Origin of the sequence: Mesorhizobium sp. M0029, assembly GCF_040323735.1 — a bacterium.
Lineage (GTDB): Bacteria > Pseudomonadota > Alphaproteobacteria > Rhizobiales > Rhizobiaceae > Mesorhizobium.
The window spans coordinates 301,784-315,126 of the sequence record NZ_JAMYVF010000006.1 but is presented as its reverse complement, the minus strand read 5'-3'; the positions used below and the strand labels follow the sequence as shown (position 1 = coordinate 315,126).

The window sequence follows — 13,343 nt, the reverse complement described above, 5'->3', positions numbered from 1 at the left end:
TTGGGCCGGCCCCCCCCCCATATTTCTCCCCAAATGGGTGGGCCCGCCCGCCGGGGGCGCGGTGGGGGTTGGTGATCTCCCCCGGGGGGGGTTGCCCCACTTTGCGGTCTGGGGCCCCGGCGTCGATCAGCGCCTGCGTGCCTTCGGCGGTGGCGACGTTGCCGGCCAGGATGCGGACGGAATTGGAAAGCTTCTTGGCCCGCGTCACTGCATCGAGCACGCGCTGCGAATGGCCATGCGCGGTGTCGATGACCAGGAGGTCGACACCGGCATCGATCAACCGCTCGGCGCGCTCGAAGCCGTCATCGCCGACGCTGGTGGCTGCCGCCGCCCGCAGGCGCCCCTGCGCATCCTTGGTGGCGTGCGGGTTGAGCTGCGACTTCTCGATGTCCTTGACGGTGATCAGGCCGACGCAATTGCCGGACTTGTCCACGACGACGAGCTTTTCGATGCGGTGCTGATGCAGCAGCCGCTTGGCCTCGTCCTGGTCGACATTCTCCTTGACCGTGATCAGGTTCTCACGGGTCATCAATTCGTAGACTTTCTGCCCCGGATCGGAGGCGAAGCGCACGTCGCGGTTGGTCAGGATGCCGACGAGGCGGCCGATCTTCTGGCCGCCGGTGCCGCCATTCTCGACCACCGGAATGCCCGAGATGGAATAGGTGCGCATCAGCGCCAGCGCGTCGGCCAGGGTGGCGTCGGGGCCGATGGTGACCGGATTGATGACCATGCCCGATTCGAACTTCTTGACCTGACGCACCTGCTCGGCCTGTTCGGCCGGCGAGAAATTGCGGTGGATGACGCCGATGCCGCCGGCCTGCGCCATGGCGATGGCAAGCCTCGCCTCGGTGACGGTGTCCATGGCGGCCGACAGGATCGGCACGTTGAGGTCGATGTCGGTGGCGATGCGGGTGCGGATGTCGGTCTCACCGGGCATGACCTCGGAATGACCGGGCTGCAACAGCACGTCGTCAAAGGTCAGCGCCAGCGCGCCGGTGGACGTTTCGATGATTTTTGCCATGGCCAGTCCTCGGATACGAAAAGCGCCGGGAGAATACAAAAAAGCGCTGGACCGAAATGGACAGCGCCGACTCGTTTCTTCCCTTTCAGGATTGGCGCTGGCTGGTAACACGTCGCGGCGTGGTTGAAAAGCGGTCGTGGCCTATTCGGCGGACTTGCCCAACAGGGCATCGACCAAGACATGGCGCGGTGACGCGAAAGGATTGACGACCGTTACGCCGCCCCAGGTGAAGCCATCCTGCAGATCTTCCGACAGCAGCAGCCGGCAACGGGTTTGCGAGGCAACAGACAGGATGGTCGCATCCCAGATGCCGAAATGGTGATCGGTCGCAAGATCAGCCGCGACCGTCATCACCTCCGGCGTCGTGCCGACAACCGGAAACGCGTCGCGCCAGCTCAACAGGGCGTCGCGCGCTTGTGCACGTGATCGTCCGGCCTTGCGTGTGAGAACGGTGAACAATTCGCCGAGCACCTGGACTGGAATGACGGCTGCCTCTTGCGCAATGTCGTGCAGCAGGCCGAAAACGATGTCGCGCTTCTCGGCTCCGTTGATCCCCTCGGCATAAACAAGGATGTTGGTATCGAGCGCGACCTTCACCGCTCGTCCTCGTAAAGCTCGTCGCGGCTCCAGCGCCCGGCTTCTACAACAGGCTGGCGTTCGAGGCGCGACAGCAGCGCTGTGCGCGAACGAGACGCCGCAGGGTCGGGCTGCCCTGCAGGCACGATCCGCGCCACGGGGCGCCCATGGCTGGTCACGACATAGCTCTGTCCTTCTCGGACACCGCGCAGGAGGAGCGAGAATTTGCGGTTGGCGTCGGCTGCGGAAACGGCTTCTTCCATGGCATTGTCCATATAGTAGTTATATTCACTACAGCATAGTGAACCCGGTCAATTTTCGCAAGCTCATTCAATGTGGCGAAACGCAGCGACGCCTCTTGTCCGCGCGGGGTCGCACAAAGTGACAGCAAATTAATGCGACATCGCGCCTGAGGCGTGATAACCGCCCGTTTGTATCGGCTTGCCCGCCTTTTCATTGTTTGGATTGGCCGGCAAGCACATTTAGACCAGTTCGGACGCGTTCATTGAACCGCATCATTCCGCTCATTCTGGCGGTCGCCTTGTTCATGGAAAACATGGATTCGACCGTCATCGCGACATCGCTGCCGGCGATCGCCGTCGACATCCACACCAGCCCGATCGCGCTCAAGCTGACGCTGACCGCCTATCTGGTGTCGCTGGCCATCTTCATTCCGATCAGCGGCTGGATGGCCGACCGGTTTGGCGCCAAGACCATTTTTCGCGCCGCGATCGGCGTGTTCATCGTCGGCTCGGTCTGCTGCGCCGTCTCCAATTCACTGCCGGCCTTCGTCGTGTCGCGCTTCCTGCAAGGCATAGGCGGCGCCATGATGACGCCGGTCGGCCGCCTGGTGCTTGTGCGCGCGACGCCGAAGAGCGAGCTGGTTGCCGCCATGTCGTGGCTGACGGTGCCGGCGCTGGCCGGGCCTCTGGTGGGACCACCGATAGGCGGTTTCATCACCACCTATTTCACCTGGCACTGGATTTTTCTGATCAACGTGCCGATCGGCCTGATCGGCATCTGGCTCGCGACACGCTTCCTGCCGCAAACCGACTCGATGGAGACGCCGCCGCTCGATTTCGTCGGTTTCGTGCTGAGCGGGCTGGCGGCCTCCGGCGTCGTCTTCGGCCTGTCGGTGGTCAGCCTGCCCTATCTGCCGCCGGCGACCGGCCTCATCACCGTGGCGGTCGGGCTGATTTCCGGCGTGCTCTATCTGCTGCATGCGCGGCGCGCCAAAAATCCCCTGCTGGCGCTGGAACTGTTCCGCAACCAGGTGTTCCGCTCCTCGGTGCTCGGCGGCTCGCTGTTTCGCATCGGCATCGGCGCGGTGCCGTTCCTGTTGCCCCTGATGTTCCAGATCGGCTTCGGGCTGACGCCGTTCCAGTCGGGCATGATCACCTTCGTCTCGGCCATCGGCGCCATTGGCATGAAGTTCGTCACCGCGCTGATCTTCCGGCTCGCCGGCTTCCGCCGGGTGCTGATCTGGGGCTCGCTGATCGCCGCCGCATCGATCGCCATCTACGGCCTGTTCACGCCGGAGACGCCTTACGCGCTGATGCTGGCCATATTGCTGGTCGGCGGGTTTATCCGCTCGATGTTCTTCACCGGCGTCAATGCGCTCTCCTATGCTGAGGTGTCGGCCGAGGACACCAGCAAGGCAACGCCGATCACGGCGGTGTTCCAGCAGCTGTCGATCGCACTCGGCGTGGCGCTGGCCGGCGGCATCCTGGAAGTCTCGACCTCGATCCATGGCGGACCGCTGGCGCTCGGCGATTTCCACATCGCCTTCTTCATCGTGGCGGCAGTGTCAGCAGCGGCGTCGGTATCGTTCATGCGGCTGGCGCCGGATGCCGGCAACGCCGTGTCGGGTCATGGCCGGATGACGACGCCGAAGACACTGGAGCCGGTGAGCACGGCTGGGAAGTAAGGGGCGAGCGCCCCTCATCGCTTCGTTCATCCTAGGGCGAAGCGACTCAAAGCGTCGCGCAGACCCTGGAATCCATGATCGAAGGATGCAGCGGCACAGAATTCTGCAGCGTTTTCAACGCGTTAACGTCACGGCATGGATCCTAGGGTCTGCGCTGCGTCGCTTCGCTCCTTGCTTCGCCCTAGGATGACGATGCCACTGGTGGCTCTCTGCCCTTAAAATCCTTCGCCAGCAAATACAGTTCCACCGACTCATCGCGCGACGCCGGCGGCTTGACGTGGTGCACCGAGCGGAAGTTCTTCTTGAGCATCGACAGCAGCTCGTTTTCGGCGCCACCCTGGAAGGTCTTGGCGAGGAAATGCCCGCCCGGCTTCAGCACCGACAGCGCGAAATCGGCGGCCACCTCGCACAAATGCATGGTGCGGATGTGGTCGGTTCGCTTATGACCCGTCGTCGGCGCGGCCATGTCCGACAACACGACATCGGGGTCGCCGCCCAACGCCTCGGCGAGCTTTTGCGGCGCTTCCGGGTCGAGGAAATCCATCAGCAGCACCGGCGCACCCGGCACCGCATCCATTTCGAGATAGTCGATGCCGATGACATGTGGATTATCAGCCGTCGATTTCGTCCTCGCGGCCGCCACCTGGCACCAGCCGCCGGGGGCCGCACCGAGATCGATGACCTTCATGCCGGGTTTCAGCAGATGATGCTTGTCATCGATCTCGATCAGCTTGTAGGCCGCGCGCGAGCGATAGCCGTCGGCCTTGGAGCGCTGGACATAGGGATCATTGATGTGGCGCTGCAGCCAGCGGCGCGACGATTCCTTCAGGCCGCTCTTCTTCTTGATCCGCGTCTTGAGGACACGAATGCTGGCGGAGCCCGGCTTTTCCGGCTTCTTGGTCATGACGTTATTTCTTGTTTGAGTTTTTGCGCTGGCCGAGTTGCCGCCGTTTTTCGGCGGCTTCGCGTTTCGCGAAGGGCTTCCCCCACTCCGTCGCCGCTTCGCGGCGCCACCTCTCCCCCCTCCGGAGGGAGAGGAAAGGCGCCGGTCTGCATAAGTTCGCGCCCTTCCTCTACCCCGTCGATCGGGGGAGAGGTGTAGAGCGAAGCACGAAGGAGTGGGGGTGGCCCGGTAACCAAAGCAATTCGGATCATGCTAGGCCCCGCCCCCATTTTCGCCAGACGCCGTCATCGGCCATCAGCTCGCTCAAAATGCCTTCGCGCAGACCACGGTCGGCGACGCGCAGCCGCTCCGACGGCCACACCGCACGGATCGCTTCAAGAATAGCACAGCCGGCCAGCACAAGATCGGCGCGGTCCGTACCGATGCACGGGTTGGCGCAGCGCTGCTGGAAGTCCCAGCCGACCAGTTTTTCGACCATGCGGTCGACGCTGTCGCGGTCCATCCACAGCCCATCGACGCGGCGGCGATCGTAGCGTTCGAGGTCGAGATGGACGCCGGCCAGCGTCGTCACCGTGCCTGATGTGCCCAGCAGATGGAATTTCGGGCTGGTCAGCACGTGGCTCAACCGGTCGCGGCCGTCGAAGGATTTTAGCCGCACCGCGACATCGTCGACCATCGCGGCAAAGATCTCGCGCGTCACCGTGCGGCCGCCAAAACGCTCGGCCAGCGAGACGACGCCGACCGGCAGCGACGTCCACGACACGATGTGGTTGGCAAGCCGTGGCGAGCGCTGGCCGGTGAGGTCGATCAGCGCGATTTCGGACGAGCCACCGCCAATGTCGAACAGCACCACGCCTTGCGTGTCGCGCTCGACCAGCGAGCCGCAGCCGGATACAGCAAGCCGCGCCTCGGTCTGGCGATCGATGATTTCCAGCTTCAACCCCGCCTCTCGTTCGACGCGCTGCAGGAATTCCACGCCATTGTCGGCGGTGCGGCAGGCCTCGGTGGCGATCAGCCGTGACTTGCGGATCTTGCGGTTGCGCAATTTGTCACCGCAGATTTTAAGCGCCTCGACGGCGCGGTCCATCGCCGCCTGGCTCAGGTGCCCATTCGCCGTCAGCCCCTCGCCCAGCCTGACGATGCGCGAGAAGGCGTCGATGACGCGGAACTGGCCATGGCGCTGCGGCACCGCGACCAAAAGCCGGCAATTGTTGGTGCCGAGATCGAGCGCGGCAAACACCGGCAGTTCCTGCATCGGCGGACGATGCATTGGCTGTTCCGGTCGGGATTGTGGCGCCGAGGGCAAAGGCACCGGCGCTGGAGCGGCCGGGCCGACTGAGGCCGGCGCACTAACCGCTGCGGCGGTTGCGAGAGGGCTGTCGTCGCGCGCAAAAACCTTGCGCCCACGCCGGCGCTTGCGCCGCTTTCTCGCCTTGCCTCGCTGATGCTGGGCTTCGCCGGCCTGTCCGTTACCGGACTGAGGCCCCGCCTGGCGGGGCCGCCCGGCGGATGGGCTTGGCCCGCCTGACGGCGGCGAAGCCCTGGACACGCCCACTTCCGGCGCGCCAGCGCCGGTGTCGTGGTCTTCCACTTCAGTTCCTTCCGGCGCCGCGCGAACCGGAAAACCGGACGCAGCAGGCGCTTCAATCTTTTAAGTTGCCGCCAGAGTAGCAGCGCCGGACCGGATCACCAACAGCAAGGGCTCAATTTTTGCTGGCTGCGTCCTGCCAGATCCCCGCTGCTTTGCAGCGTCCCGGCGTTCGCTAGCCTTTCATCGTGCCGCTGGCACGACGAATTCGCCGTTGGCGAACCGGCTGCTCACCCTTGCCGGTTGAATAGCCGGCTTCGATGAGGCATTTCTGAAATGAGGGGGAATTGGTGAATCGCGGACGTTTTAACGCCCGCCTGGGCGATGGGCAGCAACGCATGACGACAACTCCATGAATTGGGGGGCCACGAATTGGAAGCGCTATCTGTGGCCGGTCATCGGTGTCGCGGCGGTCATCGGGTCGCTGTTGTTGCTGTGGCATGAGTTGCGCGGCATCTCGATCGACGATGTCTGGGACGGCATATCCGCCATCCCGACGCGCGGCTGGATGCTTGCGGCACTGAGCTCGGTGGTCGCCTATGCCTCGCTCGCCGGCTACGACCACATCGCGCTCTTGCATATCGGCAGACGAGTGTCGTGGCTGTTCGTCACCTTCTGCTCCTTCACCACCTACGCGCTGTCGCACAACATCGGCGGCTCGGTGTTTTCGGGCGCCGTGATCCGCTACCGCGCCTACGGCACCAGGGGGCTGACCGGCCAGGATGTCGGCATTCTGGTGGCGATCTGCTGGATCACCTTCGTGCTCTCCAGCATTCTGGTCGGCGGCCTGGTGCTTGTGTTCGAGCCTGCAATCATCGACCGCTTTTCCGGCGCGCCGCAACACGGGCTGGCGATCGCCGCCGGCATCGCTTTGCTCATCCTGGTCGGCGCCTACATTTTCGGCAGCTGGCTGCACCTGAAGCCGCTGAGAATCGCCGGCTTCCAGCTGCACTATCCGGCGCTGCCGATCGTGGCGCGGCAACTGCTGATCGGCCCGATCGAGCTTCTGGCGGCGGCGGCGATCATCTTCTTTGCCCTGCCCGTTGCCGGCAATCCCGGCTATTTCGTCCTCCTCGGCGTGTTCCTGGTGTCGTTCTCGGTTGCGCAGATCTCGCACGCGCCGGGCGGGCTCGGCGTGTTCGAGGTCGTGTTCCTCGCCGGACTGTCTGATATGGACCCGGTCGGCGTGCTGGCGGCACTTCTGGTGTTCCGGCTGTTCTACCTGATCATCCCGCTGCTGATCGCGCTCGGCGTGGTGCTGTTCTTCGAGCATTCGCAATACAGCCGGACAGAGAGCTGAGGATCATTGGGTGCGGCGCGCCACCCGGGCGTAATTGCCCCTATGAAACGCTGTGATTGAAACGCAGCTTAGGCTTGACTATTTTCCGGCGGCGGCTACAAGGCACGCGCGGCTGCTTCGGCGGCCCACCAGCGCGACAGCGCCTGCTGGGGAATAGGTTAACGGTAGACCCACGGACTCTGACTCCGTTAGTCCTGGTTCGAATCCAGGTTCCCCAGCCAAGGCACGTCATGCCCACTGACAGCCAGTACATCCTCGAACGCATCCGCCAAGGATGCGTGGAGTTGTCCGAAGACGAGTTCGTCATCGACAGGCTGGTCAAATATGTCGGCAATGGCAGGATCCGCTGGCATGTCGAATTGCGTGGGCACCGCATCGAACTGACGACCGGCCAGATCAAGAAGCAGCCGACCTTTCGCAGGAAAATCCTCGAACAGGCTGGCGTGCTGCCGCCGCAGCGTACCGGTGCCGACTACCGGCGATGGGCACTCGATCTGAGGCGAAATGCCATCGAGCTTCCCTGGCGCGACAGGCCGGTCGATGCGGGTTTTGCCATCGACCGGCTGACCAGCCATGGGGATGGGCGCTGGACGGTGGAATACCAAGGCAAGGCGATAAAGTTCACGACGACCAAACTGCGCCGGCAACTCAGTTTCCGCAAACGCATGCTGGCCAAGGCCAAGGTGCTGCCGCCCGAACTGGCCCCAGCCGCTTATCGAAAGTGGATGGACTGGCTTATTCAAAACGCCACTGAGGCGGCACCACAGGCCGGCGAAATCTTGATGACGGAGAAAAGCTGGCTGGACGACCTGCCGGAGCTGGCCGGCTGGCAAGATGAGGCGCCGCCGGAAGGGACCGACTAGGGCAGCGACAGCATCTCCCATAAGGATTTATCCGCATTTTAACTAATGTAGATCATCCTTTCGGATTGTGTTCTCCCGGCTTTTGGACCGAGCAGAATGGTCGATTTCGTGGACAAGGATGACGTTCCAGCACCCGGCCCGCCCAAACGCTGGCGCGCAATAGCTTTGGCGGCACTCCAGATCGTCCCGCCGGTCATTTCATCATGGCCGGCTATTTCACCTATGTGACCTCGCACAACAAGCCGCCTGCAGACATGGCGGCGCTGGCCGTGTGGATCATGAAATCGGGCGATGCTTCTCCAGAACTGCGCGATTGGGCAGCTGGCGTTCTGGGGATACAGACCGATATCGGAATGCCTGCCAAAACTGCCCAGCAATAATCGCCTACCCGCCTCATATTCCTCCGGCGGCAATTTGGTCGCCGCCCAAATCAGCGGCCGGCGCCGCTCATTCAAGAGATGGCCTGAGGAGGCGCCGGCCAGGCGGGCATTGGGGTACCCGCCGACGCTACATTAGCATTCACGCATAGATTTGGTATGGCGCGAACGCGGAAGTGCCTTCACAGCAGCATTACCGCAATTTTTCCCAAGACCAGGAACCCGCAACGGTGCAAGGGTTGGAACGCCCAGCGTTTCGGCGCGGCTTGCCTGGAGACAATCATGGCGACGTTTCTTACCGCTCTCGCATCCGAAGGTCCGCCAGCCGACCGGGCGAAAGACATGGACCTGTATGGATGGTTGATCGGCAGTTGGGACATGGAGACGGTTCACCACCGCAACGACGGCACAATCCAGAAATCGGATGGCGAGTGTCACTTTGGCTGGGTGCTCGAAGGCCGCGCCATTCAGGACAACTGGATCAGGCCCAGGCGCCCTGCCCCGTCCACCATGTATGGCACGACCTTGCGCGTCTTCGATCCCGGGATCGGTGGCTGGCACATTATCTGGAGCGATCCGCTCAACCAGGATTACTCGCGCCAGATCGGGCGGGCCGAAGGCAAGGACATCGTCCAGATGGGCGCCGACTCGCGCGGCCTGCAGGCGCGGTGGCGGTTCACCGAGATCACCGCCGACAGCTTTCACTGGATCGGCGAGGAGAGACGCGCGGAGAGCGACCCCTGGCGCGTGACCTATGAACATTTCGCCCGCCGGGCGGGTTTCTGAAGCACGCCTGCGCGTTCCGCCCTCGTGCCCTTGCGCAACGCTCGATCATTTTCCCAACCGGCGCGATAACCCTCGTCCCGGTCGACGCCCCCGGCGAGAGCACGAAGGCGGTGGTCCCGCCGCCTGCCCCGCCCGCGAAAGGCAACAGCGCGCATACCGGCGTTTGAGCGAAAGACGGAAGCTTACTCCGCCGCTTTCGTAGCCTGCGATGCCCCTGATCGAGAGGAAATCCTCGAGCCTGTATCCGGCGTATTCGGCCGTTGCCGGATTGCTTTGCGCCGCCCGACCGGCAGCCTGCGCCAGCCGGGATGGTTGATGCAGACATTGTGGTGCGCATGGCGGGCGAGGTACGACCATAGATTAGCGATAGCTCAATTAACACCAAACGAGTATCTCAAAACCCGCCGGTACAAGCGCGCCCAAGAACCTTCATATGTACTGAGCGCGAACAGAGGCTAGACAAGCGAAGATTCCAATAGCATTGTTGGCACTGGGACGGGGCTCGACCGGCAAACGCAAACGATGCTTGTCGGTGGTTGGCAACTGCTAAACCGTACAGCCGTAATTGCCACGGCTGCGAGACCAAGGAGTCCCAAGGATGCCGAACCCAAGCCAAACCAGCGATCAATGGTGGGTCAACGACCAGACGCCGGACAACCCGTACGGCAAAAGCGAAGATTACGGAGCCTTCCTCACCTATCTTGGAGCGCTGGACCGGTCGATAACGCCGGCGATCGCGGCGGGAACGCTGAGGATCAATGTCTCCGAGCTCAATGACCATCCCGAATACAAGGCCGCCGCGATCGGCGCCTTGCAGATGTGGGCCAGTGTCACCCCGTTGAAGTTCGAAATCGTCGACAATGCACCATACAACAGCGCAACGGACTGGATGCAGGTTGTCAGCCCCGAACTGGGCGAAGAGGACGACGGCAGCGCCTATTCCAACGACCGCTATGTCAGCATCGGCCAGCGTTTCCACGACACCGAGGTCAACAAGACGGATATTGGCGGCTATGTCTTCGATTCCTTCATCCATGAATTCGGTCATGAGTTCGGCCTGAACCACCCCGGGCTCTACAATTACAGCGGCCCCGGCGGCGTACAGATCAATTATCTGAACAATGCGACCTGGACCTACGACCGTCAGCAATACAGCGTCATGTCCTATTTCGACGGGATCGATGTCGGTGAAACCAGCCGCTGGTCGGCGTCAACGCCGATGATGGCCGACATCGAGGCAGTCATCCGCCGCTTTTTCTCCACCGTCGACGAGAACGGCGTGCGCACCTATCAGCATATCGATCTCAACACGGGCGACAACGTCTACGGCTTCGGCAGTGCCGTGGATGGCTACCGGCTGACCTCGTCGGGCATGCAGCACGATATCGGTTTCGTCATCCATGACACCGGCGGAACCGACACGATCGACTTCTCCGGCTCGACGGCCGGCACGATCCTCGATTTGCGCGCCGGACAGTTCTCCAGCGTCAACGGCCACAGCAACAATGTGTCGATCTTCGCCGGGCACAACGCCGACGGCACCGACTATTACATCGAGAACGGCATCGGCAGCAGCTATGACGACGTCCTGATTGGCAATGACGGAGCCAACGTGCTGGATGGCCGCGGCGGCGGCGACCGCATGGCCGGCAATGGCGGCGACGACACCTACTTCGTCGACTCCCTCGACGACATCGTGCGCGAGGAAGCGAATGGCGGGAATGACACGGTAGTTCTGCTGAACCGGAACTTGAATATCCGGAAAATCGCCAACGTCGAACACATCATCTACGCCGACGAGTCGACACTCCAGCCTGGAGACGGCGGCACCGAAACCGCACCGACCATCGGCGACAACACGATGACCAGCGTCATCTTCGGCGACAATGGCAACAATACGCTCGACGGCGGCGCCGGCGACGACACGATCTTCGGCCAGGGCGGCGATGATCTCATCATCGGCGGCCGCGACTCGCTCGCCAGCCGCGACATCAACAACACCATCGATGTCGCCGACCTTCCAGACCAGACCGAGAGCGACGACGGCAATGACACGCTCTATGGTGGCCGCGGCAACGACACGATCCTCGGCGGCCAGGGCAACGACATCCTCGACGGCGGCGACGGCGACGATACGCTGAGCGGCCAGGATGGCGTCGATATATTCAGGGGCGGCGCCGGCGTCGACACGGTAGACTTCAGCAAGGAGAGCCCCTTCCAACTGCTCGTCAACCTCGAGACGAACGTGGCCAGCGGCGGAACCGCCACGGGCGACACCTTCTACAGCATCGAGAACCTGATCGGCTCCGATGACCGCATCGACCGTTTCATCGGTACGTCGGCGGCAAATCATTTCTGGGGCCGGGGCGGCGGCGACTATTTCAACGGCGGCGGCGGCAACGACATACTGGATGGCGGCAATGACGGCGACATCCTGTACGGAGAAGCCGGCAACGACACGATCATCGGCGGCGCCGGCCAGGACTATCTGGATGGCGGCGCCGGCATCGATACGGTCGTCTACGAAGGCAGCTCCGCCAGCGTGACGATCGACCTCGCCAATGGCACGGCCAATGGCGGCGATGGCGATGGCCCGGTGCAGATCGTCGGGCGCGGCACCGTTATCCGACACGACATCCTGGTCGGATTCGAAAACGCCGTCGGGTCGTTCTTCGACGACCATCTCATCGGCAACGCCCAGGCCAACAAACTTTCCGGCGGCGCCGGCAACGACACGCTGACCGGCGGTGGCGGCGCCGATATATTGAATGGCGGCGCCGGCAGCGACACGGCGGACTACGCCGACGCGGCCATCGGGCAAAACCTCAAGCTGGGTGGCGGCAAATCCGGCGGCGACACCTATATCTCGATCGAAAATCTGGCTGGCTCGGGCTTCAACGATCACCTGACCGGCGATGGCGCGGCCAATGTGCTGACCGGCCAGGGCGGCGCCGACAAGATCGACGGCGGTGGCGGCGATGACACCCTGCTCGGCGATTTCGCCTATCAGGGCGATGCTCCGCCACGCCCGGGCATGGGCACCGGCTACGCCACGCTCGGACCGGACGCGACCAACAATTCGGTCTCGACCGCCTTCGACATCTCGAACAACTTCTCGCTTACGGCCGACCCCGACATCTTCGATTCGACGACCACCCTTCACACCACCGTCAATGCCACCGGAAACGGCCTCGGCGGATATTACAGCATCAACCTGGCCGCCGGCACGATCATCACCATCGACATCGATGGCATTGCCGACCCCAATGTCCATGACAGCATCGTCAGGGTGCTGGACAGCGATGGCAATATCGTCGCCCAGAACGACGATGGCGGCAACGACCCCGGCTCCAACAACGGCCGCGATTCGAGCACCAGCTTCATCGTTCAGGAAACCGGAACCTACTATATTGTGGAGGGCGAATGGTCGGACTCGGCTCCTGGCGATGGCTGGGTCGAATCCGTGCCGGAGGGCTCGACTTACAAGCTGAACGTGTCGGTCGAATTCCCGCCGGCACCAGCTCAGCCGGGCGTTGCGGGCGCCGATACGCTCAACGGCGGCGGCGGCAGCGACCTTTTGGATGGCGGGCTGGCTGCCGATACGCTGACCGGCGGCGCCGGCGACGACTATTTCCGCTTCTCGACAGAACTCGGGAACGGCAATATCGACTGGATCAAGGACTTCAAGGTCGCCGACGATACGATCCTGCTGGACAACCTCATCTTTGCCAGCGTTGGCGGCGACGGCGCCCTCGCCCTGGGCTCATTCTACAAGAGCGCAGCCGGCGCTGCTCATGATGCCGACGACCGCATCATCTACGACACCGACAGTGGAATATTGTCTTACGACGCCGATGGTTCCGGACAGGGAGCGGCCGTTCAGTTTGCACACCTGAACACAAATCTGGATCTTTCGGCTGCAGACTTCATTGTCATCTAACGCGTTGCCGGGAGGGGTGCCGTCAGGCTGCCCTCCCGCATACCCCAGCGCAGTGAAAAGG

11 protein-coding genes and 1 tRNA gene are annotated in these 13,343 nt (G+C 62.9%); 7 read left to right on the top strand and 5 right to left on the bottom strand.

The genetic code is table 11. The features are described from left to right. From guaB to NKJ76_RS13730, 3 genes are all read right to left on the bottom strand, one after another. Positions 1–1,021: IMP dehydrogenase (gene guaB / locus NKJ76_RS13740; protein WP_352537658.1), on the bottom strand; the 1,021-nt coding region annotated here is incomplete at its 3' end. Positions 1,022–1,162: 141 nt separating this feature from the next. Continuing rightward, complete coding sequence (locus NKJ76_RS13735; RefSeq protein WP_352537657.1) at positions 1,163–1,618, bottom strand: PIN domain-containing protein; 456 nt, start codon at positions 1,616–1,618, stop codon at positions 1,163–1,165. Next, positions 1,615–1,860 carry a type II toxin-antitoxin system Phd/YefM family antitoxin gene (locus NKJ76_RS13730; protein WP_023673036.1) on the bottom strand — a complete coding sequence of 82 codons (246 nt, stop codon included), beginning with the start codon at positions 1,858–1,860 and terminating at the stop codon, positions 1,615–1,617. Before NKJ76_RS13730 ends, NKJ76_RS13735 begins: the two co-directional genes overlap by 4 nt. Before the next feature lie 242 nt (positions 1,861–2,102). Between NKJ76_RS13730 and NKJ76_RS13725 the strand changes: the two genes are divergently transcribed. Then, on the top strand, positions 2,103–3,524 hold the full coding sequence (locus NKJ76_RS13725) for an MFS transporter (RefSeq protein ID WP_352537656.1): 1,422 nt from the start codon (positions 2,103–2,105) through the stop codon (positions 3,522–3,524). Between the two features lie 181 nt (positions 3,525–3,705). Here NKJ76_RS13725 and NKJ76_RS13720 read toward each other — a convergent pair whose 3' ends face one another. Together NKJ76_RS13720 and NKJ76_RS13715 are read right to left on the bottom strand one after the other, a co-directional pair. After that, a complete protein-coding gene (locus NKJ76_RS13720) occupies positions 3,706–4,428 on the bottom strand; it encodes an RlmE family RNA methyltransferase (RefSeq protein ID WP_023711559.1) in 723 nt (240 codons plus the stop codon). A 247-nt stretch (positions 4,429–4,675) separates the two neighbouring features. After that, positions 4,676–6,019 (bottom strand): Ppx/GppA phosphatase family protein, encoded by a 1,344-nt coding sequence (locus tag NKJ76_RS13715; protein ID WP_352537655.1) that lies wholly within the window; start codon positions 6,017–6,019, stop codon positions 4,676–4,678. A 349-nt stretch (positions 6,020–6,368) separates the two neighbouring features. Between NKJ76_RS13715 and NKJ76_RS13710 the strand changes: the two genes are divergently transcribed. The 6 genes from NKJ76_RS13710 to NKJ76_RS13685 all read left to right on the top strand — a co-directional run bounded on the left by NKJ76_RS13710 (position 6,369) and on the right by NKJ76_RS13685 (position 13,282). Then, the gene (locus NKJ76_RS13710) at positions 6,369–7,316 is read left to right on the top strand and encodes a lysylphosphatidylglycerol synthase domain-containing protein (RefSeq protein WP_352537654.1); all 948 of its coding nucleotides are present in this window, start codon (positions 6,369–6,371) and stop codon (positions 7,314–7,316) included. A 147-nt stretch (positions 7,317–7,463) separates the two neighbouring features. Beyond that, a tRNA-Gln gene (locus NKJ76_RS13705) sits at positions 7,464–7,537 on the top strand. A 9-nt stretch (positions 7,538–7,546) separates the two neighbouring features. After that, a complete protein-coding gene (locus NKJ76_RS13700) occupies positions 7,547–8,179 on the top strand; it encodes a hypothetical protein (RefSeq protein WP_352537653.1) in 633 nt (210 codons plus the stop codon). A 203-nt stretch (positions 8,180–8,382) separates the two neighbouring features. Beyond that, positions 8,383–8,559, top strand: a complete 177-nt coding sequence (locus NKJ76_RS13695; RefSeq protein WP_352537652.1) for a hypothetical protein — start codon at positions 8,383–8,385, stop codon at positions 8,557–8,559. A gap of 279 nt (positions 8,560–8,838) precedes the next feature. Continuing rightward, positions 8,839–9,342, top strand: coding sequence for a hypothetical protein (locus tag NKJ76_RS13690; RefSeq protein ID WP_352537651.1), 504 nt, complete (start codon positions 8,839–8,841; stop codon positions 9,340–9,342). A gap of 598 nt (positions 9,343–9,940) precedes the next feature. Continuing rightward, positions 9,941–13,282 (top strand): M10 family metallopeptidase C-terminal domain-containing protein, encoded by a 3,342-nt coding sequence (locus tag NKJ76_RS13685; RefSeq protein WP_352537650.1) that lies wholly within the window; start codon positions 9,941–9,943, stop codon positions 13,280–13,282. Positions 13,283–13,343: the final 61 nt, after the last annotated feature.